17 protein-coding genes are annotated in these 25924 nt (G+C 73.1%); 9 read left to right on the top strand and 8 right to left on the bottom strand.

Features of this window, described 5'->3' with window-relative positions:
- Window positions 1-421: 421 nt before the first annotated feature.
- A complete protein-coding gene (locus WMF26_RS09490; protein ID WP_438000053.1) occupies window positions 422-1456 on the top strand; it encodes a cellulose binding domain-containing protein in 1035 nt (344 codons plus the stop codon).
- A 155-nt stretch (window positions 1457-1611) separates the two neighbouring features.
- Here the strand turns inward: WMF26_RS09490 and WMF26_RS09485 are convergent, their stop codons facing one another.
- The 4 genes from WMF26_RS09485 to WMF26_RS09470 form a co-directional block, all read right to left on the bottom strand.
- Window positions 1612-2754: a cytochrome P450 gene (locus tag WMF26_RS09485; protein ID WP_438000052.1), complete on the bottom strand. Its 1143-nt coding sequence runs from the start codon at window positions 2752-2754 to the stop codon at window positions 1612-1614.
- A 442-nt stretch (window positions 2755-3196) separates the two neighbouring features.
- The gene (locus WMF26_RS09480; protein WP_437336845.1) at window positions 3197-4441 is read right to left on the bottom strand and encodes an MFS transporter; all 1245 of its coding nucleotides are present in this window, start codon (window positions 4439-4441) and stop codon (window positions 3197-3199) included.
- A 13-nt stretch (window positions 4442-4454) separates the two neighbouring features.
- The gene (locus tag WMF26_RS09475) at window positions 4455-5582 is read right to left on the bottom strand and encodes a hypothetical protein (protein WP_438000051.1); all 1128 of its coding nucleotides are present in this window, start codon (window positions 5580-5582) and stop codon (window positions 4455-4457) included.
- Between the two features lie 8 nt (window positions 5583-5590).
- Complete coding sequence (locus tag WMF26_RS09470; protein ID WP_438000050.1) at window positions 5591-6478, bottom strand: phytanoyl-CoA dioxygenase family protein; 888 nt, start codon at window positions 6476-6478, stop codon at window positions 5591-5593.
- Window positions 6479-6741: 263 nt separating this feature from the next.
- Between WMF26_RS09470 and nrfH the strand changes: the two genes are divergently transcribed.
- The 5 genes from nrfH to WMF26_RS09445 all read left to right on the top strand — a co-directional run bounded on the left by nrfH (window position 6742) and on the right by WMF26_RS09445 (window position 12311).
- On the top strand, window positions 6742-7284 hold the full coding sequence (gene nrfH, locus WMF26_RS09465; protein ID WP_437945794.1) for a cytochrome c nitrite reductase small subunit: 543 nt from the start codon (window positions 6742-6744) through the stop codon (window positions 7282-7284).
- Between the two features lie 30 nt (window positions 7285-7314).
- Complete coding sequence (locus tag WMF26_RS09460; RefSeq protein ID WP_438000049.1) at window positions 7315-8757, top strand: ammonia-forming cytochrome c nitrite reductase subunit c552; 1443 nt, start codon at window positions 7315-7317, stop codon at window positions 8755-8757.
- 148 nt (window positions 8758-8905) lie between these two features.
- The gene (locus tag WMF26_RS09455; protein ID WP_438000048.1) at window positions 8906-10222 is read left to right on the top strand and encodes a M28 family metallopeptidase; all 1317 of its coding nucleotides are present in this window, start codon (window positions 8906-8908) and stop codon (window positions 10220-10222) included.
- Window positions 10223-10354: 132 nt separating this feature from the next.
- Entirely contained in the window at window positions 10355-11323 is a 969-nt protein-coding gene (locus WMF26_RS09450; protein WP_438000047.1) for a TIGR03885 family FMN-dependent LLM class oxidoreductase, read from the top strand.
- Between the two features lie 145 nt (window positions 11324-11468).
- On the top strand, window positions 11469-12311 hold the full coding sequence (locus WMF26_RS09445; RefSeq protein WP_438000046.1) for an alpha/beta fold hydrolase: 843 nt from the start codon (window positions 11469-11471) through the stop codon (window positions 12309-12311).
- A 339-nt stretch (window positions 12312-12650) separates the two neighbouring features.
- Here the strand turns inward: WMF26_RS09445 and speB are convergent, their stop codons facing one another.
- The 4 genes from speB to WMF26_RS09425 form a co-directional block, all read right to left on the bottom strand.
- Window positions 12651-13649, bottom strand: a complete 999-nt coding sequence (gene speB / locus WMF26_RS09440; RefSeq protein ID WP_438000045.1) for an agmatinase — start codon at window positions 13647-13649, stop codon at window positions 12651-12653.
- Between the two features lie 113 nt (window positions 13650-13762).
- Entirely contained in the window at window positions 13763-15874 is a 2112-nt protein-coding gene (locus WMF26_RS09435; protein ID WP_438000044.1) for a substrate-binding domain-containing protein, read from the bottom strand.
- Between the two features lie 287 nt (window positions 15875-16161).
- Window positions 16162-16953 carry a hypothetical protein gene (locus WMF26_RS09430; RefSeq protein ID WP_438000043.1) on the bottom strand — a complete coding sequence of 264 codons (792 nt, stop codon included), beginning with the start codon at window positions 16951-16953 and terminating at the stop codon, window positions 16162-16164.
- Window positions 16954-16959: 6 nt separating this feature from the next.
- Window positions 16960-17655 carry a hypothetical protein gene (locus tag WMF26_RS09425; RefSeq protein WP_438000042.1) on the bottom strand — a complete coding sequence of 232 codons (696 nt, stop codon included), beginning with the start codon at window positions 17653-17655 and terminating at the stop codon, window positions 16960-16962.
- 114 nt (window positions 17656-17769) lie between these two features.
- On the opposite strand from WMF26_RS09425, the gene WMF26_RS09420 reads away from it, so the two are divergent.
- The 3 genes from WMF26_RS09420 to WMF26_RS09410 all read left to right on the top strand — a co-directional run bounded on the left by WMF26_RS09420 (window position 17770) and on the right by WMF26_RS09410 (window position 25781).
- Window positions 17770-22719, top strand: coding sequence for a sigma 54-interacting transcriptional regulator (locus WMF26_RS09420; protein WP_438000041.1), 4950 nt, complete (start codon window positions 17770-17772; stop codon window positions 22717-22719).
- A gap of 91 nt (window positions 22720-22810) precedes the next feature.
- Window positions 22811-23401 (top strand): hypothetical protein, encoded by a 591-nt coding sequence (locus tag WMF26_RS09415; RefSeq protein ID WP_438000040.1) that lies wholly within the window; start codon window positions 22811-22813, stop codon window positions 23399-23401.
- 250 nt (window positions 23402-23651) lie between these two features.
- On the top strand, window positions 23652-25781 hold the full coding sequence (locus tag WMF26_RS09410) for a substrate-binding domain-containing protein (protein WP_438000039.1): 2130 nt from the start codon (window positions 23652-23654) through the stop codon (window positions 25779-25781).
- Window positions 25782-25924: the final 143 nt, after the last annotated feature.

The following is a 25924-nucleotide window of genomic DNA, read 5'->3' as shown; positions in this document are numbered from 1 at the left end:
GATCCGGCGCGATGCTTGCAAATTGCAAAGGAGCGTGCCTGAGCCGTTCCGATATCAACTCATGTTTGAACCCGTCCTATGGAGAGAATCTTTGTGCGTGATGCGCGCTGGCGACTACAATGCCGTCGCGGCCGGGGATTGACCGGCGAGCACATCTGTGATCAAGAGATCGCTGACAGGGAATCACGAACTCAAACCAGGAAACGGCGGAGCTCGCGGGGCGTCTTTGATTCACTTATTCATCTTGAGCAGAACCCCGTAAAACCGCCGATCTGACATGGAGAACTTAATGCGTACGAATCGCTTACTTGGCTACATCTCCGCTTCGCTTGCATGCAGCCTGCTCGCCTGCGGCGCTGGCTCGAACGGCGATGAGAACAGTGGCACGTTGGGCTCCGCGCTCGTGAGCTCGGATGGCACGATGACGGCGGAGATCACCGTGCCGTCGGACTGGAAGAGCGGGTACTGCGCGAGCGTGACGATCAAGAACACGGGCAGCAGCGCGGCGACCTCCTGGGGGATGGTCATCGGGCTCAACGGCTCGACGTTGAACCACGCGTGGAACACGCGCATCACGCCGTCGGACGGGCAGCTGAGGGCCGTCAACGAGTCGTACAACGGGAGGCTGGACCCGGGCGCCTCGACCATGTGGGGGTTCTGCGGGACCGGCACCGGCAGGCCCACGCTCGTCTCGGTCGACGGCACCGGAGGCCCGGACGTCACCACGAGCACGTCCGTGAGCAGCAGCGTTGGGTCGGGCGGCGCCACAGGGGTCGGCGGCAGCGGCGGCGAGGGCGGCGAGGGCGGCGGCACGACCACCGCGACCACGACGGGCGCCGGCGGCGAGGGCGGCGGCACGACCACCGCGACCACGACGGGCGCCGGCGGCGAGGGCGGCGCTGGCGGCGGCACGACCACCACGACCACGACGGGCGCCGGCGGCGACGGCGGCGGCACGACCACCACGACCACCGCGGGCACCGGCGGCGGCGGCGAGGGCGGCGCTGGCGGCGGCACGACCACCACGACCACGACGGGCACCGGCGGCGACGGCGGCGCTGGCGGCGGCTCCACCACCGCGGGCACCGGCGGCGCACCGCCGCTGGATCCGGCGTGCGGCCCGGATACCGCGACCTTCGCCGATGTGGCGCCCATCCTGGTGAAGAGCTGCGCCAACCAGTTCTGTCACGGCAACCCCACCTCGCCGGCCGGCCGGCTCGACCTCCGCGAGAGCATGGCGGTCGGCGCGCTGGTCAATCAGGACGCCGGCTCGTGCTCCAGCGAGAAGGCGCTCGTCGTGCCGTTCATGCCGAGCAGCAGCTACCTGATGAACAAGCTGAAGGACGTCGACCTGTGCGACCCTGACGAGAGCAGCATGCCCCCGGGCTCGTCGCTGCCCGAGGCCGAGCTCAAGACGATCAACGACTGGATCTGCGCGGGCGCCCCCGACCGCTGATCTCTGCGCGCGCCGGGCTCAACCCGGGTCGGCGCCGACCACCCCAACCCGGGTCGGCGCCCACCTCAACCTGGGTCAGGCTCCGCGGCGCGAGCGACGCTGGTTCCACAGCAGCGCCGTCGCCCGTCATCGCCCTACCCGCGCCGCCCGCCGATCTAGCTCACCTGCTGGCCCGTCCGCCGGGCGGGGATGAACCGGAGCGGCAACGCGATCGGGCCGCGGACCGTCAGCGTGCGGTTGTAGCGGACCTCGTGCGGAACGCGCTCGACCCGCTCGAAGCGCGCCATCACCGCCTCCAGCGCCACCCGCGCCTCCATGCGGGCCAGCGCCGCGCCGATGCAGAAGTGGACGCCGTGCCCGAAATGCAGACCTCCCTGCGAGCCACGGTGCAGGTCGAACCGATCCGGATCCTTGAACCGCGCCTCGTCCCGGTTGGCCGACGCCATGATCGGGAGCACCAGCGCGCCGCGCGGCACGGTCACCCCGGAGAGCACGACGTCCGCGGTGGCGATCCGGGGGAGCGTCTGGACCGGGCCATCGTAGCGGAGCATCTCCTCGACGAAGAGCGAGATCAGGCCGGGCTCGGCGTGCAGCCGCTCCATCATGTCCGGGTGGTCCGCGAGGAACAGGAGCGAATTGCTGAGGAGATGCGTCGTGGTCTCCAGCCCGCCGATCAGGAGCGTGACCAGGAACTCGACGATCTCGGCGTCCGTCAACCGCTGCCCGTCGAGCTCGGCGCGGACGAGATCGCTCACCGTGTCGTCGACCGGCGCGCGGCGCCGCTTCGCGATGACCTCCATCAGGTACCCGGTCAGCTCCGCGAGGGTCGTCTTCACGCGCTGGGCGTCCTCGGGGCTCGGGAGCTCGGGCGTGATCGACACGATGTCGTCGGCCCAGCGCTTGAACCTGGCGTGGAGCGCGTGATCGAGGCCGAGGATCTCGCCGATGGCAAAGGCCGGCAGCGGGTGCGCGAAGGCCTCGACGAAATCGGCCTCCTCCACGAGCCGGTTCGTGAGCTCCGTCGCGACGGCGCGGAGGCGCGGCTCGATCCGCGCCACGGTGGCAGCCCCGAACGCGCGGTGGATCAAGCCGCGCAGCCGCGTGTGCGCCGGCGGATCCATGGCGAGCATCGAGTTGGCGAACGGGTTGTAGCCAACCCAGGGAGGCTGCCACGCCACCTTGAAGCCCTCGGAGGAGAAGAGCCCCGGGTTCTTCATCACGAAGAGCACGTCCTCGTACCGGGTCACCGCCCACATGCCGCCGGGATCGACCTGGCAAACCGGGCTCGTTCGCCGCATCTCGGCATAATAGGGGTGCGGATTCGCACGTAGACCTGGCGCCAACACATCAATCAGAGAACTCATCGCGGCTGCCTCCGGTTCGCCGGTCCAGCGAGGCACGCCCTGGGCTGCCAGCGGGTCGATGGTCGTCCCCCACAGCGACCGAGCGCGTGATCCACGGCACTACGGCACACCACACGTTTGCCATAAAATACGTCTTATACGCAATAGCTCATTCGCGTGTGCGCAGCCGACGAGGCGGCGGGGCCTGCGAGCTCCCCATCGCGGCAGCATGACGAGAGACGATGTATGTCGTTGTAAGGAAGTCCGGCGCCGCTCGTGGTTCGGTCGGCGCGGGTGAGCTCGGCGCATCGCCCGGGCGTAGCAGCGTCGACCCAGGTTGCCGGCGCCGGGCGGCGACCCGACCGCGCTCCCGGAGCGGTCTCCCCCGCGGCCGCGGCTACACCCGCGCCGTCTCCTCGAGCTCCTTGCCGCGCGTCTCGGGCAGGAGCCGCAGGATCAGCGCCAGGGCGATCACCGGGAAGATCGCCGTCGCGGACACCGCAGGTCCCCAGCCCATCCGCTCTGCGGCGACGCCCACGCCGACCGGAGAGAGGATGTAGCCGATCCGGCCGAGCAGGTTGTTGGACCAGGCGAGCGCGTCGCCCCGGAGGTGCGTCGGGAAGAGCTCGGCGTTGTACGCGTTGAGCACGGGCAGCACGCCGCTCGCGCCGAAGATGGCGAAGACCAGCGCGACCGTGAGCCCGGCGCGCGAGCCAAGCGAGTAGGCGCCGAGCACGCCGACCGCCGCCAGCAGATAGATGATCACCGCGCCCGCGCGGCGGCCCATCACGTCGAGCAGCTTGCCCGAGACGAAGATGAGCGGCATCGAGACCAGCGCGGCGAAGGTGATGCTGGCGCCCACCTCGGCGTCGGTGAACCCGCGCTCCCGGAGCGCGAACGTCTTCCAGAACGTCACCGCGTTCTGCGTGCAAACGTACGTCAGGCCCCAGATGAGCGCGAGCTGCAGCATCCGCCCGCGGTACGGCGAGCGCCAGATGCGCATGAACGGCTGCGCGCCCTCCGCCTCCCGCGCGGCGGCCGCCTGCTCGAACCGCGCCGTCTCGCGCAGCCCGCGCCGGGCCACCGCCATGACGAGGAGCGGGATCCCGCCCACGAAATACACGCTGCGCCAGCCGTACGAGGTCGAGAGGAGCAGCGGCACCACCCCGGCGCAGACGATGGAGCCCAGGCTCGAGAACGCCTGGATGACGCCGATCACCATCCCGCGCCGGTCGCTCGGGTACTCCTCGGCCGCGTACACCATGCTGACCGCCCACTCGCCGAGGAGGAAGATGCGCGCGAGGAGCTGGAAGACGGCGAAGACATAGACGTTCGGCGCAAACCCCGTGAGCACGGAGAAGAGCGTGTAGCCCAGGATCGTGATCGTGAGCACCCGCCGCCTGCCCCACTCGTCCGCCTTGCGCACGAGCAGGTACGCGATCATCGTCCCCGCGTTGATGAACCCGACGAGCAGCCCCTCGTGGCGGGCCGCGAGGCCCATCTCCGCGCCGATGTTCGGCAAGATCTGCGTGAGCGCCAGGTAGTCGTAGCCCTCGAAGAACGAGGCCACGCTGAGGAACCAGAACAGCCGCCGCTGGTAGGGCGTGAACGGCGTCTTCCGTTGCGGGGCAGCTGTCGTCATATCACCTCTTCCCTCAGAGCGGGCCCTCGTAGACGCGGTAGCGCCGGTAGACGGAGCACCCGGCCGACTCCACGATGTGCCGCATCGGCGCGTTGTCCTCGTGGATCAACGAGGCCTCGAGCCGGTCGTACCCGGCCGCCCGCAGGCCGTCCACCACGTGCTGCACGAGGAGCGCGTACAGGCCCGTCGACCGGAACGCCGGCACCACGCCGATCAGCTTGAAGCTCGCCGTGCGGACGCGGCGGAGCGCCCAGGCGGCGCGCGCCCACCCGAGCGGCAGGAGCCGCCCGCGCGCCGCCGCGAGCGCCTCGTTCAGGTCGGGGAGGCACACCGCGAACGCCGCGGGCTCGCCGCGCACGGTCGCGATCTGCAAGAGGCGCGGGTTCGAGAGCAGCGCGAACGCGCGCCCCAGGTTCACGAACTCGGCGCGCGACATGGGGACGACCTCCGGTACGCCGCGGTACGCCTCGGTGAAGACCGCGTGGACGATCTCCATGTCGCGCGAGATGCGATGGACCGCCGCGCGGCGCACCTCGAGGCCAGGGATGCTCACCGCCGCGGCCTTCCGGCGCAGCGCCTCGGGGAGCTCCCGGCTGCGCCCAGCGGCGTCGAAGAGCGGGGTGTCGTAGGCGAGCATGTCGTAGCGCTTCGAGAACCCCTCGGCCTCGACGAGCTCGCGGTAATACGGCGGGTGATGGCCGGCGAGCATCGGCGGCCGGGAGCCGTATCCTTCGATGAGCAGCCCGATGTCCTCCACCCGCGTCACGTTGCGCGGGCCCCGCAGCGACGTCGCGCCGAGCGCCCGCGCGCGCTCGCTCACCGCGCCGAAGAGCGCCCGCGCCGCCTCGGGATCGCGCTCGCACTCGAAGAAGCCGAAGAACGCCGTGCGCTCGCCGCTGTGGCGGTCGTGGCGCCCGTCGACGAGGAGCGAGATGCTCCCGACCGTCTCGCGCCCGCGCCGCGCCCGGAACAGGCGGAGGCTCGCCTCGCGGAAGAAGGGGTTCTTCGGGTCGAGCCGCCGGAGGACGAGCGGACGGAAGGGCGGCACGTAGCACGGATCCGCCGCGTGGAGGCGCAGCGGCAGATCGAGGATGTCGGCGAGATCCGCGGCGCTCTTCGCCTCCTCGATCGCGATCGACATCGAGGCGCTCAGTACCCCGCGAGCCGCTTCAACCGGAAATACAGCGGCGTGGGGCTGTTCTCGTGCTTCTCCTTGAGCGGGCCGCACATGAGCGGCAGGTACATCACGCGCCGCTGGCTCGCGTCGCCCGTGGCCGTGGCCTGCGCGACGCGGTGCCAGATCCGGCCGTCGTGGATCGTGAGGTCTCCCGCCTCCGCCTCGAGCGCGTACTCGTCCGGGTCGGGCCTGTGGTCGAGGAAATACGCCTTGCGGGTGATCATCTCGAAGAGGCCCTGGCGGTGCGACGAGGGGATCAGCCGCACGCCGCCCTTGGAGAGGGGGGAGTCGTCGAGATAGAAGCCGACGTTGAGGTAGCGGCGCGGCCGCTCGAGATAGAACACGTCGCGCAGGCTGTCGGTGTGCCAGCCGAGGCGCTGGTACGTCGAGCCCTCCTCGCGGCGATAATGGTTGATCACGAGCCCGTCGCGCTCCCGCTCGGCGATCCGGTAGCCGGGCCCGGCCACATCGAGGATGGCGCCGAAGCGAGGATCGCGCAGGAACGCGCGCAGGCGCTCGCCGAAGAGGGACGCGAACACCATGCGCTGGATGTAGCGCGACCCGTCCTTCCTCGTGCCGAGGATGAGCGGGACGCCGTTGATGTGCGTCCTCCCCTCCCCGACGAGCCGGCGATCGATGGCCTCCACCTCCTCGACGAGCGAGCGCACCGCGTCGCGGCCGGCGAAGCCCCGGAAGCGGATGAAACCGTGGGTGTCGAGGAAGCCTCGCTGCTCGGCCGTGAGCGCGCCGCCGAGCGTGAAGTCCGGGAGCCGGACTCGGCCGTTCGCCGGAGGGAGCCCGGCGGCGGGCTGCGGCTCGCGCGGGGCGGCGGCGGGCTGCGGGGCGCGCGCGGTGTTCATGGGGCGTCTCCTTCCCCGTCACTAGCGCAGCCGGACCGCGGCGGGAACAGCCGTCCCACGCCGACGCGGAATCTGCGCCTCGGCGCACGGTTTGCAGGTTCGTCACCTGCGGTGCCGCCTCACCGCGCCGCTCCCGGCGCTGCGGCCAGCGGTCATGTCGAGTCCGCGCATCGCCCGCGGCGCCGCCGGGCTGCACCACGGGGCTTGTCGACAGCGCCCTGCCGGCGCGGTGGCACCTGCCTTGCAAACCGGCGCCGCGACCGATGAGCGATCCGCCGGGGCCCGTGGTCGAGGAGCAACAGCGCGGTGAACCGCCGATCGCGGCCGTCCGCGGGAGCGCGCGCCGCGCGCGCGGCATCCTCTCGTGGGGCTTGCCGCTCGCGCTGTGCGTCGCGCTCGGCGCGGCGGTCGGGCTCGGCGGCTACACGTTCCTCTACGCGAAGGGCGCCTCGTACCTGCAGAACGATCCTTCGGCGTGCGCCAACTGCCACATCATGAACGAGCAGTTCGACGGGTGGCAGCGCTCCAGTCACCGCGCCGTGGCAGGATGCAATGACTGTCACGCGCCCCACACGTTCCTGGGCAAATATGCCACGAAGGCGTCGAACGGGTTCTGGCACTCCTTCGCCTTCACCACGGGCCGCTTCCCGGACCCGATCCGGATCAAGCCCGGCAATCTGCGCATCACGGAGGAGGCCTGTCGCGGGTGTCACGGCGACGTCGTGCATGCGATCGACAGCGAGCACGGCGGCGCGCCCCGGCTCTCGTGCGTGCGCTGCCATGAATCGGTGGGCCACCTGCACTGAGGCGCGCCCGCCGCTCGAGGGATGGAGACGATGACGGAGCCCAAGGACGAACGATCCACGACCGAGAGCGCGAAGAAGCCGGCGTTCCAGCGCTACCTGCCGCTCCTCACGGTCGCGGCGGCGGCCGCGAGCGCGGGGACCGCGGCGCTGCTCGTGAACATCTTCGAGCACAAGCAGGAGGCGAAGAGCCCGTTCTATCGCGTCGTCGAGCTTGACGACACGATAGAAGACCCCGCGGTCTGGGGGAAGAACTTCCCCATCCAGTACGACGGCTACCGGCGGACGGTCGACCAGAAGCGGACGCGCTACGGCGGGAGCGAGGCCGTGCCGCGCACGCCGACCGAGGCCGATCCGCGCAGCGTGGTCGCGCAGTCGAAGCTCGAGGAGGACGGGCGGCTGAAGACGATGTGGGCCGGATACGCCTTCGCGCGGGACTTCCGCGAGGAGCGCGGGCACGCTTACATGCTCGAGGATCAGGTGTACACCGAGCGGCAGATCGCGACGAAGCAGCCGGGCACCTGCATCCATTGCCACGCGTCCGTGTACGTGCCGTACAAGAAGCTCGGCGGCGGCGACCTCATGCGCGGGTGGGAGGCGATGAACCAGATGCCGTTCCCCGAGGCGCGCAAGCTCGTGACGCACCCGGTGTCGTGCATCGACTGCCACGACCCGGAGTCGATGCAGCTCCGGGTGACGCGGCCCGGGTTCCTCGAGGGCATCCGCGCGCTCAAGGCGTCGATGGGCGAAGAGGGCTACGACGTCAACACGATGGCCACGCGCCAGGAGATGCGCTCGTACGTCTGCGGCCAGTGCCACGTGGAGTATTACTTCAAGGGTCCGGAGAAGCGCCTCGTGTATCCGTGGGCGAAGGGCATCAAGGTCGACGAGATCTACGCCTATTACGAGGAGACGGGCCACGCGGACTGGACGCACGCGGAGTCGGGCGCGAAGGTGCTGAAGGCGCAGCACCCGGAGTTCGAGATGTGGAATCAGGGGGTGCACGCGCGCTCCGGCGTCGCCTGCGCGGACTGCCACATGCCGTACCAGCGGGTGGGGGCGGCGAAGGTCAGCGATCACCACATCCAGAGCCCGCTCCTCAACATCAACCGTGCGTGCCAGACGTGCCACAAGTGGCCCGAGGACGAGCTCCGGCAGCGCGTGGAGACGATCCAGGGGCGCCACGCCGAGGCGCGCGATCGCGCGATGGACGCCGTGACCGAGCTGATCGGCGACATCCGGCGCGCGAAGGAGGCGGGCGCGGCGGACGAGGCGCTCGCGGAGGCGCGCGCGGCGCAGCGGAAGTGCCAGTTCTTCGTCGACTTCGCCGAGGCCGAGAACTCGTCCGGCTTCCACGCGCCCCAGGAGGCGATGCGGATCCTGGCGTCCGCCATCGACACCTGCCGTCGCGGTCAGCTCGCGCTGCGCGACGGTCCCAATCCGCCGAGCGGCCTCGTCGAGCCCCCTGCGAACTGACGAGCTGGGCCGTGACTCCGCAGCTGCGGCGGAGCGTTCCTGTGTCCCTCCCTGCATTTGACTCGATTCAAATGAGGATCTCATCGCGAGATAGTTCTTGGAACTTTCGGATGAGATCCGTAGGGTGGCCCCGAAAGGGGAAGACGCCATGGCAACACGCCGCAACCGCTCCAGCGCCGCCGCCGCTGGATGCGCTGTCTTTGCGCTGATCTCGGCGTCGTGCGCGTCCGGAGATCCGGGCGCGCCGGCAGCGGAGACGATCCACGTCTCGCACGTGGAGAAGGACACCGTCAGCACGTTCCTGAACCGGCTCGCGACGGAGACTGGCCAGGTCGTCGTCACCCGCGCCGCCGCCCCCGGCGCCTGGCAGAGCGCCCCGCTGACGCAAGATCACGAGTCGTCGCTGCACCTCGTCGAAGGGCCCCTGCCCGCCGCGCCCCTGCCGGGCGAACGCGCGCGCGTCGGCGGGATCGCCGTGGTCGCCATCCCCGCTGGCCACGAGCCCCACGGCTGGCTCGGGTCGCACCGCTACCACACCGAGCCGATCGCCGAGACCGAAGTGGCCCTGTCGGGCGCGCGCGGCCGACAGGCAGCCCCCGCTCCGGCGGGGAGGCGCGCGGCGCTCGAGGGCGACGCCGCCGACGTCCGCATCGACGCCGAGTTCCTCGAGGCGCGGCTCAAAGAGCTCTCCGGCGCCGTGCCCGTGACCCTCGGCGGCCGGACGGTCACCCTCCGCGAGCGCGGCTCCGAGAGCGGGCGATCCCTCGCCCGCGCCTGGCTGCGCCAGCAGTACGAGGCGCTGGGGTTCACCGTGCAAGAGCACCCCTATCGAAGCGGCTGGAGCCAGGGCGTCAACGTGACGGCGGACAAGCCCGGGGCCGATCCGTCGCGCGTCCTCATCCTCTCGGCCCACTACGACTCGGTCAGCAACGCCGGCGCCGACGACGACGGCTCCGGCGTCGTGTCGTCGCTCGCCATCGCCCGCGCGCTCAAGGACGCGCGCCTGAGCATCGGCCTCCGCGTCGTCGCCTTCGATCAAGAAGAGACCGGCCTCCTCGGCTCGAAGGCCTACGCGAGCATGCTCGACCGGAACGGGCAGCTCGACCAGGTGGTCGGCGTCCTGGATCTCGAGATGACCGGATACGACTCCAACGACGACGGGCGTTATCACGTCATCCACTGCAACGAGAACACGTCGTCCGAGCTCGGCGCCCTGGTCGAGGCGGCCGCGACGCGCGGCGAGCTCGGCCTGAGCCGGGTCGACGCGTGCACGAACCGCAGCGATCACGCGGCGTTCTGGCGCTACGGCACGCCCTCCGTGGCCGTGTCGCAGAACTTCTTCGGCGACGACGGCAACCCCTGCTACCACGCGCGCTGCGACACGGTAGCTCAGCTCAACTGGGACTACATGCGGCGGCTGACCCAGGCCGTCGCGCTCGCCGCCGCCGATCTCCTGATCGAGTGACGCGCGACGCCCGCGCGACCGCCGCGCGGCGGACGAGCGACCCCGGGTCGCCGCCGGCCCCCTGGCGCGCCGATTGCTGGTCGCCGCGGATCACCGCCAGCACCGGCGCGCGACGAGGAGCCCAGCGGACCCATGCGGAAGCTCGCGATCGGCTATCACGCCTCCCACGAACAGCTCGCCCCCTCGGCCCTGCTCCGGCACGTGCGCCACGCCGAACAGGCCGGGTTCGCGGCGGCCATGTGCTCGGACCACTTCCACCCATGGAGTGAACGACAGGGCGAGAGCGGCTTTGCGTGGGCGTGGCTCGGCGCGGCGCTCGAGGCCACGTCGCTGTCGTTCGGGACGGTGTGCGCCCCCGGATACCGCTACCACCCGGCGGTGATCGCGCAGGCGGCCGCCACGCTGGCCGAGATGTACCCGGGCCGCTTCTGGCTCTCCATCGGGAGCGGGGAGGCGTTGAACGAGCATATCACCGGGGAGAAGTGGCCCGATCACGCCGAGCGGACCGCGCGCCTGGAGGAGTGCGCCGAGATCCTCCGCGCCCTGTGGCGCGGCGAGACCGTGACGCACCGGGGCCGCGTCGTCGTGGAGGGCGCGAAGCTCTACACGCGGCCAGCGGCGCCGCCGCTCCTCCTCGGCGCGGCGATCTCGCCGGCCACCGCGGCGCGGGTGGGCCGGTGGGCCGACGGGCTGATCACCGTCTCGCAGGCCAACGAGCAGATGCGCGAGGTGGTGCGCCGCTTCCGCGAGGGCGGCGGCGAGGGCAAGCCCATGGTGCTGCAAACGAAGATCGCCTACGACGCCGACGAGGGGACCGCGCTCCGCGAGGCCCACGAGCAATGGCGGACCAACGTGCTCCCGCCGAGGCTCCTCGCGAGCCTGATGGCGCCCGAGCATTTCGACGCGGCGGCCTCCTTCGTGCGACCCGAGGACGTGGCCGCGCAGGTGCGCGTCTCCTCCGACGTCGCCCAACACGCCGCGTGGCTGCGCGAGGACGCGGAGCTCGGCTTCGACACCATCTACGTGCACAACGTGGCCCTGGATCAACAGGCCTTCATCGACGCCTTCGGCGCGCGCGTGCTCCCGGCCTTGTCCAGGTAGCGGCGCGGCGAGCTCAGCCCCACGACGCGCTGGCGGCGGGCCGCTCCCGCCGGCGCGACACGAGGCGATCTGCCTCACGTGGCGCGGATCTGCGCGGCGCGCGGAGCTGGAACTGAGCGCCCGTCTGTGATTTCAGTGGATCACGATGAGAGTCCAGGCAGGCGACGTCCGGCTGTTCTTCGAGGTGGAAGGGGCGAAGCTCGTCCCCGACGGGCCCGCGATGCGCGAGCGCCCCACGGTGATCCTGCTGCACGGCGGGCCCGGCGTCGATCACACCGATTTTCGGCCCTTCGGCTCCGCGCTCGCCGACATGGCGCAGGTCGTCTACCTCGACCACCGCGGCTGCGGGCGCAGCGATCGCAGCGGGCCAGAGCGGTGGAACCTCGCGACGTGGGCGGACGACGTGCGGGCGTTCTGCGACGCGCTGGAGATCCAGCGGCCCGTGGTGCTGGGAAACTCGTTCGGCGGCATGGTGGCCCAGGCGTACGCGGCGCGGTATCCCGATCACCCCGGCAAGCTCATCCTGACGAGCACGACCGCGAAGCTGCGCCTCGATCGCATGCTGCCGGTGTTCGAGCGGCTCGGGGGCGCGCGGGCGGCGGACATCGCCCGGCGGTTCTTCGCGGACCCGATGCCCAATTTTCACGACTATATCCGCGTGTGCTTCCCGCTCTACCGACAGACGCCGGAGGAGGAGGGGGCGCTCCAGGGCGCCGTCATCCACCTCGACGTCGGCGGCTACTTCGTCGGGGGCGAGATGCAGACCTACGACCTGCGCGCGGATCTCGCGCGCGTCCGGTGCCCTACCCTCGTGCTGTCCGGCGATCTCGACCCGTTCGCGACCAGCGCGGACGCGCGCGAGCTCGTGGCGGCGCTGCCCGGGGAGCTCGTCCAGGCGAGGCATTTCCCCCACGCCGGGCACGCCGTGCTCGCCGACGCGCGCGCGGAAGCGCTCGCGGCGATCCGAGCGTTCCTGGGCGCGACCTGAGCGACCCGGGCGCGATCGCACGCGCCAGGAAACAGCGCCCCGCGAGCGCCGGGGGGCGGGAGGTCGTCGCTCGTTCCTCCCACCTCCCCGCCTTCCTGCTCGACCGACTGCCATCGTCCGGCAGGGCAAAAAAAACAGAGCGCCTGCTCGACGGCGGGGGGGGGGAAGCCGTCACAGGCGCTCTGCTCTGTCCACACTAGCAGGATGCGGGCCAAGTCCGTCCATGCGAGTTTCGCGGGATCCTGCTCGCGGACGGCGCTCTCTGTCTTTCACTCCTGAGATCGGCGCTTGCAAACCTGGCAGCTCGGCGGCTCCCGGAGAGGGCGCGGCCCCACGGCGTTACCGGGCGCGTGACGCGTCGGTGCGGGCGCGCGCCGCGGGGGCGCCCGGCCGGCTCGCGTAGAGGACGAGGTGCTCGTAGGCGATGGTCGCCCCGGCCAGCGCGGTGATCCCCGCGGTGTCGTAGGCGGGCGCGACCTCGACGACATCCGCGCCGACGATGTCCACGCCCGCGAGCCCGCGCAGGATCTCGATGGCGGTCGCGGTGCTGAGCCCACCGCAGACGGGCGTGCCGGTGCCCGGCGCGAAGCTGGGATCGAGGCAGTCCACGTCGAACGTGACATAGACCTTGCGCCCCTCGACCAGCTCCCGGACACGCTGGACCACGGCCGCGGCGCCGTTCCGGTGCACCCAGGGCGCGTCGAGGATCTGGAATCCGTGCGTGTCCGGATTGAAGGTGCGAATCCCGATCTGCGCCGAGCGGGCCGGATCGACGATGCCCTCTCGCGCGGCGTGGAGGAACATCGTGCCGTGATCGATCCTCCCGTCGTCGTCGCCGACGCTCCACGTGTCCGAGTGGGCGTCGAAGTGGATCAGCGAGAGCGTGCCGTGCTGCTTGGCGACCGCCCTCAGCGCGGGGAGCGTGACGAAGTGGTCGCCGCCGATCGACAGCGGCGCGGCCCCGGCGCGGAGGATCCCCGCGATGTGGGCCTCGATCGCTGAAGGCACCTCGATCGGCCTGCCGAAATCCCACTGGCAGTCGCCGTAATCGACGATCGCCAGCTGATCGAGCGGGCTGACCGCGGCGCCGTAAGGGCGGCCTTCGAACGAGAGCAGGGCCGACGCCTCCCGCACGGCGCGCGGACCGAAGCGCGCGCCGGGCCGGTTCGTCGTCGCCGTGTCGAGCGGTAGCCCCGTCACCGCGACGTCCACGCCCGTCAGATCGCGCGAGTACTTCCGGCGCAGGAACGACAGCGCGCCCGCGAAGGTCAGCTCGAACGACGCGCCGACGAGGCCCTCGGCCGTAAATGCATGATCGCCGCGCATGCTATTCCCCATCTCCACCCGCTCTCACCCCCCCGAGGGACCATCGCCGAGAGATACCATGCGCCGCGCGGCAAACCACGGCATCTTCGCCGGCGGCGCCCGGCAGCGCGGCCCCGTCCGCCCGGTCACCCTCCCGCCCGGGTGAGCTGGCGGATGGCGGCGGCGAGCGACTGGAAGATGGCGATATCGCGCAGCTCGATACCGAGGCTGACCATGCGCTGCGCCATCGTGGGCCCCACGCCGACGAGGCTCACGCGGGCGCCGAGCAGCCGCGTGGCCTGCGCCGTCTGCACCAGGGCCGCCGCGGTCGCCTCGTCGACGAGCGGCACGCCGGTCAGGTCGAGCAGCACCCAGCGCGCGCGCTCTCGCGCGACGCCCGAGAGCACGGCCTCGAGGATCTGCTGCGCCCTCGCCGCGTCGATGGCGCCGATCAGCGAGATGAGCAGCACCCCGGGCAAGAGGGGGATGACGGGACAGCCGAGCTCCCGCACCGTGCTCGCGAGCGCGCGCTCGCGCTCGAAGGCGGCGGCCAGCATGTCGCGCTCCTCCTGCAGCGCGGTCTCGATTTCGTGGCGCTCGAACGTCGCGACGAGGAGCGACACCCACATGGCCAGCGGCTGGAGGTTGTCCGCGAAGCTCTCGGTGTGCAGCCCGCCGAGCACCAGCGTGCCCCAGTCGCGCCGCGCGGTCGCGATCGGGATCATCACGCAATGGCCGCCCGCCTCGTCGGGCTTCGCGGCGTCGAGCAGCTCGGGCGGCGGAAACTGGCCGGCCGGGACGCGGCGCCCCACGAGCGCGGCCACGGCCGGATCGTCGGTGTACACGCTGTCGATGACGACCGCTCGCCCGCCCGGACCCGGGTCGTCGGCCCAGAGCGCGAGGCACCCGACGCGCACGGAGGTCTGCCGCAGCCACGCGAGGCGCTCGTCGGCCCGCGCCTGCTTCGAGGCGAGGAGCCTGCTCATCTCCATGTTGGCGCGGATCAGCCGCTCGAGGCTCTGCACGCTGCTCCGCTCCGACGCCACGACGGCCCGCTGCTGCGCGAGGCGCACGCGGCCGAGGAAGGCCTGCGCTCGCCGCACCGCGCCCGGATCCGGCGCGCCGGCGAGCTGCCGCGCGGCGGCCTCCTCGACCAGCGTCACCGCCGCGAGGAGGACCTCGATCCTGCCGCTGTGCGCGACCGCGGGGGCGAAGGCGCGCTCGAGCGTCCCCACGTCCGGGAGCTCCGCCCCGGCGAGCGCCGCGCCGAGGCCGCGCGCGATCACCTCGGCCTCGGGCCAGACCAGGAAGCGCTGCGACGGCGCCGGCCCCTCGACCAGGCGGCTCAGCTGCCGGGACAGCCCGCGCCGCCAGTCGCCGCCCGCGTCGTCGAGCTCCAGCGCGGGCGGCGCGGCGTCCCACGCGGCGCTGCCGCACGAGCGCCGCACCACCAGCTCGGCCGAGCCGCGGGTCACGGGCTCCGGCGGCGGGATGCCGCGGATGAGGTCGACGATCCGCTCGACGGCGATCCTCCCGAGCAGCGCGGGGTCCTGCCGCATCGTGGTGAGCGGCGGGTCGCAGTGCTGGGCGACGCTGACGTCGTCGAACCCCACCACCGCGATGTCCTCGGGCACGCGGTAGCCGTGCGCCTGGATCGCGTGGATGGCGCCCATCGCCATCTCGTCGTTTCCCGCCACGAGCGCGGTGCAGAACTTGCCGTCGCGCTCGAGGAACTCCCGCAGTCGGCGCTCGGTGTAGAACATGGTGCACTCGTGGAACTCGGAGAGCAGGTTGAGCTCCGCCGAGAGCCCGCGCGCCCTCATCGCCTCATCGAACGCCTTGCCCCGCTCGACGAAGTCGTCCGACGTCGATTTGCCGATGTAGGCGATCCGGCGATGGCCGAGGCCGACGAGGTGGTCGACGAGCCGGTGAATCGAGTCGTGGTTCTCCGCCCGGACGATCGGGTACCCCGGGCCGAACGGGGGCGCGCAGAAGATGACGGCCGGCTTCCCGTCGGAGAGCAGCTCCTCGAGGCCGTCGATGGTGTACATCGAGATCCAGCCGACCACCCGGTCGAGGCCCAGCCCGCGCGCTCGGACCGCCGCAGGAGCCCCGTAGATCATGAGGAGCTCGTAGCCGCGCTCCCGCGCCGCGCGGTGCATGCCGGCGAACACCATGGCGTTGAAGGAGTTGTCGAAGAAGACCGACGCGAGCCCGATCACGTTCCGTGTGCGCTGGTCGACAGGCCTCGTGCTCATCCCGGTCGTGTCCTCCCCCGCATCCAGCGGGAGAGCGTATCACCGACCTCGACGAAATGATTGGGCAACTTCGACGCCGGCGACAGGGACCCCTCGTTCCGGCGCGGTCCTCCCCCGTGCGCGCATGTAGAACATCGTGGACGGCCCTACCAGAGCGGTGGATATCACCGAGGCTCCTCCGCGACGCGGGGGCGCACGCCGGCCGAGGCTCGTTGTTTGTGGGGAGCCCCACGCAGGGCGCGAGACCGGGCGGAGGAGCTCGTCGCGGCGGGGCGCGCCCTCACGCCTCAGGGGGCGTGGCCGACAGGGAGCTCCGGGCCGATGCAGCCGCACCCGCACGCGTTGGTGAAGAGCCTCTCCGGCGGCGAGCACGCGAAGTCGAGGAGCATGCACTCTTCCGGATCGTGAGAGACGTAGAAGACGTTCGTGGTCCCCGGCTCCGGACAGACGACCGTCTCAGGGCTAATGCAGCCGCACCCGCACTCGTCGTAAAAGAGCGTCTGTCCCTCCGCACAGACGAAGTCGATGAGGTGGCACTCCTCGATGTCGTGCGACACGTAGCGGACGCCCGGATCGCTCGGGTCCGGGCAGGTCGCCGGCTCGGGGTCGATGCAGCCGCACCCGCACTCGCCGCCGAAGTACTCCTCCGGCGGCGAGCAAGCGAAGTCGATGAGCGTGCACTCCACCGGATCATGAGAGACATAGCGGACGCCCGGATCGCGCGGATCAGGGCAGGACGCCGGCTCCGGGCCGATGCAGCCGCACCCGCACTCGCCGCCGAAGTACTCCTCCGGCGGCGAGCAGGCGAAGTCGATGAGCGTGCACTCCACCGGATCGTGAGAGACATAGCGGACGCCGGGATCCGCCGGATCAGGGCAGCTCCCGCCGCCGCCGGGCGAGGGGCCGCCGCCGGGCGAGGGGCCGCACCCGAGCTGTCCGACGATCGAAGAGGCCGCAAGGAACAACAAGGCATAAACTCGCATGTTCGTCTCCGTATCTTTCTTCAAGAGGGTTGATCCGTGGAGATGCACCTCCCCTTCGAGGCCCGCCTCGAGCCCCGGGAGGAGATGAGCGTTCAAGCCGGCTCAGGGAGCGTCGCCGACGAAGAGCGTCACCGCCCTCCGGGAGACCTCCGGTGAAGACACCTCGATCAGCAGCACCTCCTCGCGCGCCTCGTCCTCGACCGGCTGGAGCACCACGCGGAGGTCGGCCACCTCCCCGGCCTCGAGGACCACCGGCGCCGTCGCGCCCTCGAGGAGGTACCCGGGCGCCGGCGCGCGCAGGGCGATCGCGTCGATCGCGAGCGGCGCGGCGCAGGTGTGCACGAGCGGGAGGGTCCGGGTGGACACGGCGCCGACGGCGGTCTCGGGCAAGGCGAGCTCCGGCTCGACCCGGAAGCAGTCGGCCAGCGGCCGGGGCGCGGGCTCGAGGACGCCGCTCCGCGCGACGAGGTCCGCCGGCGCGGAGCGGGCCGCGCCGCGCCGCGCCTGGAGGCGCAGCTCGTGCCCGCGGATGGCGTCGATCTGGAGCGCGAAGCTCCCGTCCTCCTCGACCGGCGCGACCACGGGCGCCACGGCCCGGTCGAGGTTCACCGCCCAGACGAGATCGGCGCCCTCCACGCTCCCGGGCCCGCCGGTGACATCCATCAGCGCGCCGTCGCACTCGTCGCACATCGCGCCGACGACGTCCCCCGCGAGCGCAGGCGCGGAGGGCGGCTCCGGGATCGGGTTCACCCCGCACCCGGCGACGCACGCAACGAGAAGAACCGCGAGCCAGCGCATCAAGCCACCATCCTGTCGAACGGTGTCCTGTTCAACCGCCGTGCCAGCGCGCCCCGCGGCGGTTCCCGGGCATCGCGGCTCCCTGTCTGTACCATTCTGTACCATGATGTACCGATGGTACAGGGTGGCCTTGCGCCAGGCGCGATGGTCGACGGCCGCTACGAGGTCGTGCGCGCGCTCGGGCGCGGCGGGCTCGGCTCGGTGGTCGAGGCGCGCGACCGGCTCTTCGAGCGCGACGTCGCGCTGAAGGCGCTGCGCTTCGACTCCGCGGGCGCGGCCGAGGCGTTCCGGCGGGAGTTCTCGCTGCTCTCGGCGTGCGCTCACCCGCGCCTGCCGCGCGCGTACGACTTCGCCCGGACGACGCGCGGGGGCGCGCCGCTCACGTACGCCACGACGGAGCTCATCCGGGGCCGGACGCTCGCCGAGCACGCGCGGGGGCGCGCCCTTCCCGCGGCCCTGCCCGTCCTGCTCGACGCGCTCGACGCGCTCGGGTGGCTCCACGGCGCGGGCATCGTCCACGGCGACTTCAAGCCCGAGAACGTCCTCGTGCGGGACGACGGCGCGGGCGTGCTCATCGATCTCAGCGCGGCGCGGAGGATGCGCGCCGAGGCGGGAGACCTCTCGGGCACGGCGCGGTTCTTCGCGCCGGAGCTCCTCCGGGGGGCCCCGCCGAGCGCGCGCTCGGATCTCTTCGCCGTGGGGCGGACGCTCGAGGCCCTGTTCCCGCTCCTCGCCGGGGCGCCGCCCGCCGCCCTGCGCCGCCTCGCCGAGCGGCTCACCGCGGAGGACCCGGCCAGCCGGCCCTCCGGCGTCGACGAGGTGCTGGAGGCCCTCTCCGCCGGCGGGGCGCCGCGGCGCGCGCCCGCCGTCGTGAGCGAGCCGGGCGAGATCGTCGGCCGGGGGCGCGAGGTCGAGGCGTTCGGCGCGGCGCTCGCGGCGCTGCTGCGCGGCGAGCGCGGGCCGCGCGCCGTGGTGATCACGGGCGAGGAGGGCGCCGGCAAGTCGCGGCTGTTCCGCGAGCTCAAGTGGCGCGCGCAGCTCAGCGCGCCGGTCTTCGAGGGCGCGCCCCGCGGCGAGGATCCGCTCCGCGCGCTGCTGCTCCGCGCGCTCGGCCGCGCCGCGCTCCCGGCCGGCGTCGACGCGCTGCTCGGCGCCCGCGGCGAGCTCGCGGGCGGGCGCGGGCGCCCCGGCGACGCCGCGGGCGCGCCCGAGAGCCCGCGCGGCCCGCTCGCGAGCGACGCGCCGCACCGGCCGCTCGTGCTCGCCATCGACGACGCCGATCGGCTGCGGCCGCACGACCGGGCGTTGCTCGAGGCGCTCGTGCGATCGGCCGCGTCGACCGACGCCCTCCTCTGGCTCATCGCCTCCGCCGAGCGGCTCGACGTGGGCGGCGGCGCGGTCGTCGAGCTCCCGCTCGGCCCGCTCGGCGAGGCGGCGGTCCGGGTGTGGACGGCGCCCCTGGCCACGGCGGCGCGCGTGTCGGATCTCCTCCGCGCGAGCGGGGGCCGCCCGCGCGCGCTCAAGGAGCTCTGCGCCGCGCTCGGGCAGCGCAGGCTGAGCGAGGCGGAGCTCGATCGCTTCGTGACCACGATGACCACGCCGGAGCTCTTTCGCCGGCGCGTGGCCGCGCTCGCCCCCGAGGAGGCGCGCGCCCTCGCCGCGCTCGCCGTGGCGGATCCGCTCGGGCCCGAGGCCGCCGCGGCGCTCGGCGTGGGGCGCGCGGCGCTCGACGCGCTCGAGGCGGCGGGGCTCGCGCGGCTCGACGGCGAGGGGTTCCGCCTCGGCCAGCCCGGGCAGGCGCGGGCGCTCCTGGCCGCGCTCGACGCGGGCGTCGTGCGCGAGGTCGCGGCGGCGATGGCGGCCCACCTCGCCGGCGAGGGCGAGGCGGCGCTCGCCCCGGCGCTCCGCAGCCAGCGCGCCGCGGACCGGGCGAGGGCGCTCGTCTTCGCGGGCGACCACGAGGCCGCGCGGCGGGCGCTCGGCGCGTCCGAGCCGATGTTCGAGTGGGCGCCGCGCGCCTGGGTGCGCGCGGCGGACGCCGCCTGCGCGGTGCAGCCGGCGCCGCGGACGCTCGTGGCCGCAGCGTCCGCGCTCGAGGCGGCCGGCGATCCGAGGCGCGCGCTGTCGCTGCTCGCCCGGGCGAGGCGCGCGCGGCCGCCGCGCGACGTCGTCGCCGAGCTCTCGTACCGGGCGGCGCGCTGCGACGAGAAGCTCGGCAAGGTCGAGCGGGCGCTCGGGCGGCTCGAGCGCGCGCGGGCGCTCGAGCCCGGGCCCGCGGGCGGGCGGCTCGCGAGCCTCTCGGCGCGCTGCCTGCTGCGCCTCGGCCGCTACGACGAGGCGCGGCGCGAGGCGCAGGGCGCGCTCGCGGCGGCCGACGGCGGCGGCGACCTCGCGGCGGGCCGCGCCGACGCCTCGGCCGCGGCGGAGCTCGCCGAGACGCTGGGCCTCGCGCTCGGCTACCTCGGCGACCAGCAGGGCGCCCTCCAGAGCCTCGCGCGCGCCGTCGCGCTGCGGCCCGCGTCGGACTCGCCCCGCGCCCGCGCCCGCACGCTCAGCTACCACGCGCTCCACGCCTACCGCGCCGGGGACGCGGCCCTCGCGGCGCGCGGGTTCCAGGAGGCGCTCGACCTGGCCGAGGCGGAAGGCCTCGGCGACCTGCTCGCGACCGCCGCGCTGAACCTGGGGACGGCGCGGCACCAGCTCGGCGACTGGGGCGCGGCGCTGCGCTGCTACGAGCGCGGGCTGCGGGCGGCGATCGCCTTCGCCAAGGAGCGGACCGAGGCCACCCTGCGCTTCAACCTGGCCAAGATCCACGCGGACGTCGGCCTGCTCGACCGGGCCGAGCTCGGCCTCGCGCGCCTGCGCGCGCCCGAGGGCGCGAAGGTCCCCGAGGAGATCGCCGCGGCGGCGCTCGGGCTCGCCGCGGAGATCGCGGCGGCGCGCGGCGCGCTCGGCGAGGCGGCGCGGCTGCTCGACGAGGCCCGCGCGGGCCACGCGGCGCGCGGCTCGAAGCGCGAGGCGTGCGAGGCGACCCTCCACGCCGCCGAGGTCGCGCTCGCGGCGCGCGACAGCGCCGCGGCCGGCGCCCGGCTGGCCGAGGCCGCGGCGCTGCTCCGGGAGATCGACGCGGCGGACCTCGCGCTGCGCCACGCGACGGCGGGCGCGGAGCTCGCGCTCTCCCTCGGCGACCCGGGCGCGGCCCTGGAGCAGGTGCAGCGGGGCGCGGGCCTCGTGGCGCAGGTCGCGCAGCTCGAGCTCCACGCGAAGCACGAGGAGGTGTCCGCCGAGGCGCTCCGCCAGCGGTCGGCGACGGCGCTGGCCGAGCGGCACCGCACGGCCGCGATCGAGTGCTGGGAGCGCATCGGGAGCACGCTCCCGGCGGAGCTCGCCGAGGTCTTCTGGCGGCACCCCCGGCGGGCCGCGCTCCGCGGCGGTCCCGCGCGGCCGGCGGCCCGCATGGAGCTCGTGATGAAGCTCCTCGAGATCAACCGGCGCCTGAGCTCGACGCTCGACGCCGAGGAGGTGCTCCGCCTCGCCATGGACGCGGCCATCGAGCTGACCGGCGCCGAGCGGGGGTTCGTGATCCTCACGTCGCGCGATCCACGCGATCCGCACGATCCGCGCGATTCACCAGATTCCCCCGGACGGCAGGGGAAGGTCAGGCTCGAGGTCGCGGTCGCGCGGAACCTCGATCGCGAGCGCGTCGGCAAGAGCCAGCTCAAGTTCAGCCACGGGATCGCCAAGCGGGTGGTCGAGCGCGGCGAGGCGGTGCTCACGGTCGACGCGCTGGCCGACGCGCGGTTCCACGGGAGCGCGTCGGTGCACGCCCTGCGGCTCCGGTCGATCGTGTGCGTGCCGATCCGCGCGCACGGCGCGGTGCTCGGCGCCGTCTACCTCGACAACCGGTTCCAGCGCGGCAAGTTCGCGGAGGGCGACGCGGATCTGCTCGGCGCCTTCGCGGACCAGATCGCGGTCGCGCTGCACAACGGCCGGCTGATGGCCGAGCTCAGGGAGCGCACCCGGGCCCTCGAGGAGGAGCAGCGCCGGGTCGCGGAGCTCATGCGCTCGCAGGCGGACGAGATCGAGCGGCTCTCGCACGAGCTCGAGCGGACCCGCGCGGACGCGCGCCGCGACTTCCCGGAGATCGCGGGGAGGAGCGCCCCGATGCGCGCCGTGCTCGCGCTCTGCGAGCGCGTGGCGGAGAGCGACGTGACGGTGACGGTGACGGGCGAGAGCGGCACCGGCAAGGAGCTCGTCGCGCGCGCCATCCACGCGGGCGGACCACGGCGGGGCGGGCCGTTCGTGGCGGTCAACTGCGCCGCGCTGCCCGAGGCGCTGCTCGAGTCGGAGCTCTTCGGCCACGTGAAGGGCGCCTTCACCGGCGCCGTCCGGGACCACGGCGGCCTGTTCCAGTCGGCGCGGGGCGGCACGCTGTTCCTCGACGAGCTCGGGGAGACGCCGGTCGGCGTGCAGGCGAAGCTGCTCCGCGCGCTCCAGGAGCGCTCGATCCGCCCGGTGGGGTCGGACCGGAGCGTCCCCGTCGCCGACGTGCGGGTCGTCTGCGCGACGAACCGGGATCTGCGGGAGGAGGTCGCGCAGGGGCGGTTTCGCGAGGATCTCTACTACCGGGTCAGCGTCATCGAGATCCGCCTGCCGCCGCTCCGCGAGCGCCCGGACGACATCCCGGCGATCGCGCAGGCGATCGTCGAGAAGCTCTCGGCGCGCCAGGGCCGCCCGGCCTTCCGGCTGTCGCGGGGCGCGCTCCGGCGGCTCATGTCGTACGGCTGGCCCGGCAACGTGAGGCAGCTCGAGAACGTCCTCTCGCGCGCGTGCGTGCTCGCGCCGGGCCCGGAGATCGGCCCCGCCGACATCCAGCTGCCGGCGGCTGCGCCCGCGCCGCGGGCCCGGTCGCGCGCGGACTACCGCGGCGCCGAGGCGGAGCGGATCCGCGCCGCGCTCGATCTCGCCCGCTGGAACGTGTGCGAGGTGTCGCGGAGCCTCGGGATCCCGAGGACGACGCTGTACCGGAAGCTCGCCCAGTACGGGCTCTTGCGGAAGGAGTGAGCGCTGGAGCGCGAGCTACGGCGAGCCGATCCCGGATTCGACGGCGAGCCAGGCACTGTACATCCGTTCATTCATCTGCTAGCCGACAGGCATGCGCTCCCGCAAGGCCGCCGCCGCCGTCGTCGTCGAAGACCTGCCGCTCGACGAGGAACCCGTCGACGCGATCCCGCCCGACGACACCGCGGCGGACGAGGCGTTCTCCGCCGCGGGAGGGACGCCCTCGCTCGAGCGGATCTGCGTCGATTGCGGCAGCAGCGGCGGCGCGCACGACGGCTGCGCGCACCGCGAGCGCGCCCGCTTCCACGCGCCGACGCGCGCGGCGCTCGAGCTCGTGGCGCGCCTGCGCCGGGCCGCCGCCGAGCACCGCGCCGCCGCCCGCGCCCTCCGGGCCCTGGTCACCGCCGAGCACGCGCGCGGCCGCGCCGAGATCGAGCGGGAAGAGCCGGAGCCGCTCGCGCCCCCGCAGCCCGCCGCCGCGCCGGAGCCGCCCCCGCCCGCCGCGCCGGAGCCGGACGACGCTCCGCCGGCGCTCTGCCCGCGCTGCGCCGAGCCGATCGAAGCAGCGCCGGCCGAGCCGGAGGCGCCGCAGCGCCGGCCGAAGCGCAAGGGGCGGGTGCCCCTCGAGCAGCAGGCATTCCCGTTCACGGGCGACGCCGAGCAACGATCGCCGCACGGCGCCTGAGCCCCGGCCGGCGCGCGCCGCGGGCACAGCGCAAGAGAGCTCGCAGTCATCTCGAATACCGGCGCGACGGCACACAGCACCTTTCGCGATCGGAGGACCGGGAAGTTGACCGGTAAGCCGACGAACTGACACGCTCCCACCGCGCGCGCCGCCGGGCGTCAGGACGCGCGCGTTCCGTGCTACACGGTCCTGTCGATGACAGCGACGCGGCGGGATGCCGGAGCTCTGGACCACCGAGGATTCTGCCACCATGTCGCTCGATAGAGCCATCGGCCTCACGTGCCACGACATCTGGGGGACGTATTTCTGCGAGGTGCTCGGAGGTATCCAGTCGGCGGCAGGGCACTCTGGATATCGCGTGATCGCCGTCAAATCGCCGCCGCGAGACGTTCACAGGCTCAAGCTCGCGCGCGACCAGATCGACGGGTGGATCGCCCTGATCGAGCCGGCGGACATCGAGCTCTTCCTCGACGACGGCCGGCCGGTCGTGACCCTCAGCGCGCGCTCGGCCGACGGGCGCTGCCCGTACGTCTTGCCCGACAATCACGGCGGCGCCCTGGCGGCCGTGCGCCACCTCATCGATCACGGGCACAGGCGGATCGCCTTCGCGGGCCACATGGCGCACGAGGATATCCGGCAGCGCTTCCAGGCCTACCGGGACGCGCTCGACGAGCGCGCGATTCCGTTCGACCCCGCCCTCGTCGTCGAGCTCCCGAACAACGAGCGGGCCGGCGGGCGGTTCGCCGCGCAACGCCTCTTCGAATCGGGCGTGTCCTGCACCGCGATGTTCATGGCCACCGACCAGGGGGCGCTCGGGATCATCGACGCGCTCGCCGAGGCAGGCCTCCGCGTCCCCGAGGACCTCGCCATCGTCGGATTCGACGACATCGAGGCGGCCCGGTACGCCTCGCCGCCCCTGACGACGGTCCGCCAGCGGTTCGACTGGATCGGCAGGACGGCCGCCCAGCTGCTCATCGATCGCCTCGCCGGACGGGAGGTCCCGAGCGCGGGGCACATCGCGCCGACGCTCCTCGTCGTGCGCCGCTCCTGCGGCTGCTCCCCCGCGCCGGCCGAGCGCGAGGCGGCCGCGCCGGCCGACGGCGACGCGGCCCAGGCCGACGCGCTCGCCCGGGAGCTGGTCGCCCTCGCGACCTTCTCGTCGGCGCCCGACCGGAGCGCGCCGCCGACCGAGTCGTGGCCCGGGGTGACGGACGTGGTCCGCGGGCTCGAGGCGGCCGCCCAGGGAAAGCCCGGCCCCGCGCCGGCGGCGCTGGAGCGGGCGTGGCGCGAGGCCGCGGAGCAGATGCCCCATATCGATCTGCTCCTCGCCATGATCGACCGCCTGGAACGAGCGGGCCAGTCCATGCTCCGCGGCGCGGAGGACGCCGCGGCCCAGCGGCGCGTCACGGCGTACATCCGGAGGGCGCGCCACGACATGATGCAGGGCCGGGTGGCGATCGAGACGGCCCGCGCCGATTACCTGAACAGCCTCCTCGACATCAACCTCGTTGTCCGGGAGACGCTCTTGGAGCACGCGGACAACGGCGGGAGCAAGCTGAGCTGGCTCTCCGCGGTGCAGATGAGCTGGGGCTGCCTCGCCGTGTGGGAAGAGCCGGGAGACGAGGGGCCCACGCTGCGGATCGTCGAGAGCTCCTGCCCCGGCATGGAGGCCGCCGCGCCGGCGGCGGGCACGCGCGTCGCGGCGGCGGAGTTCCCGCGCGGCGACTGGCTGCCTGCAGCCGTTCAATACGACGGCGACCACGTCCTCCGGCTCATCCCGCTCCGCAGCCAGGGCGAGGACCGCGGCGTCCTGGCCATCTGCGCTCCGGTGAGCAGCCCGCTCGGGCTGGATCACCGGGACATGGACATGTGGGTCGCGATGCTGACCGCGGCGTTCGAGCGCGCCTCGCTGATCGAATCGCTGATCGAGCAGGAGAAGCGGTCGCGCGCCGCCTACGAGCGCGAGCGCGCCCTCGCCGACGCCGTGCGCCGGCTCGGGTGCCCGGTCATCCCGCTCGACGAGGGGGTGCTGCTCGTGCCGCTCGTCGGGGCCATCGATCCGGAGCGCGCGAGCCACGTGCTCGAGGTGGTGCTCGCGGAGCTCAGCCGCCAGGAAGCCGAGGTGTTGCTGATGGATATCACCGGCGTGCCCTTCGCCGACATGCAGGTCGCGGCGTCGCTGACGAAGACGGCCCGCGCCGCCGTCCTGCTCGGCGCCGAGGTCATCGTCGTGGGGATGCGGCCGCAGGTCGCGCAGGAGTTCACCCAGCTCGGCATCGACCTCGCGGGGATGACGCTTTATCCGACCCTCGGCAGCGCGCTCTCGTCGCTGCGCCGCAGGCGACAGCCGCTCATCGGGCCGCGGCCGCCCCGCGCCTGAGCCGCCGCCGGCGGGGCCCGGCAAAAGCCGGCGCTCCCCGGAAAGGGTCGCCAGCGCGAGATTGGGCCGACCTCGCCTTGCATGCGTCCACATTGCCGTTGACCTGATCGCGCCGGGTGGACGACGCTGCGCCCGGGAGGAAG

This window comes from Sorangium sp. So ce185 (assembly GCF_051526825.1).
Taxonomy (GTDB): domain Bacteria; phylum Myxococcota_A; class Polyangia; order Polyangiales; family Polyangiaceae; genus Sorangium; species Sorangium cellulosum_D.
The sequence above is the reverse complement of the archived record's forward strand: the minus strand, read 5'-3'. Positions and strand labels throughout refer to the sequence as shown.

Coding starts and splice junctions, on each gene's coding strand:
- WMF26_RS09485 (WP_438000052.1), bottom strand. CDS start 2,754: ATGCGGCGAACGAGCCCGGTTTGCCAGGTCGATCCCGGCGGCATGTGG.
- WMF26_RS09435 (WP_438000044.1), bottom strand. CDS start 15,874: ATGAGCACGAGGCCTGTCGACCAGCGCACACGGAACGTGATCGGGCTC.
- WMF26_RS09460 (WP_438000049.1), top strand. CDS start 7,315: ATGACGGAGCCCAAGGACGAACGATCCACGACCGAGAGCGCGAAGAAG.
- WMF26_RS09480 (WP_437336845.1), bottom strand. CDS start 4,441: ATGACGACAGCTGCCCCGCAACGGAAGACGCCGTTCACGCCCTACCAG.
- WMF26_RS09415 (WP_438000040.1), top strand. CDS start 22,811: ATGCGCTCCCGCAAGGCCGCCGCCGCCGTCGTCGTCGAAGACCTGCCG.
- WMF26_RS09490 (WP_438000053.1), top strand. CDS start 422: ATGACGGCGGAGATCACCGTGCCGTCGGACTGGAAGAGCGGGTACTGC.
- WMF26_RS09425 (WP_438000042.1), bottom strand. CDS start 17,655: ATGCGCTGGCTCGCGGTTCTTCTCGTTGCGTGCGTCGCCGGGTGCGGG.
- WMF26_RS09445 (WP_438000046.1), top strand. CDS start 11,469: ATGAGAGTCCAGGCAGGCGACGTCCGGCTGTTCTTCGAGGTGGAAGGG.
- nrfH (WP_437945794.1), top strand. CDS start 6,742: ATGAGCGATCCGCCGGGGCCCGTGGTCGAGGAGCAACAGCGCGGTGAA.
- WMF26_RS09455 (WP_438000048.1), top strand. CDS start 8,906: ATGGCAACACGCCGCAACCGCTCCAGCGCCGCCGCCGCTGGATGCGCT.
- WMF26_RS09410 (WP_438000039.1), top strand. CDS start 23,652: ATGTCGCTCGATAGAGCCATCGGCCTCACGTGCCACGACATCTGGGGG.
- speB (WP_438000045.1), bottom strand. CDS start 13,649: ATGGGGAATAGCATGCGCGGCGATCATGCATTTACGGCCGAGGGCCTC.
- WMF26_RS09450 (WP_438000047.1), top strand. CDS start 10,355: ATGCGGAAGCTCGCGATCGGCTATCACGCCTCCCACGAACAGCTCGCC.
- WMF26_RS09470 (WP_438000050.1), bottom strand. CDS start 6,478: ATGAACACCGCGCGCGCCCCGCAGCCCGCCGCCGCCCCGCGCGAGCCG.
- WMF26_RS09420 (WP_438000041.1), top strand. CDS start 17,770: ATGGTACAGGGTGGCCTTGCGCCAGGCGCGATGGTCGACGGCCGCTAC.
- WMF26_RS09475 (WP_438000051.1), bottom strand. CDS start 5,582: ATGTCGATCGCGATCGAGGAGGCGAAGAGCGCCGCGGATCTCGCCGAC.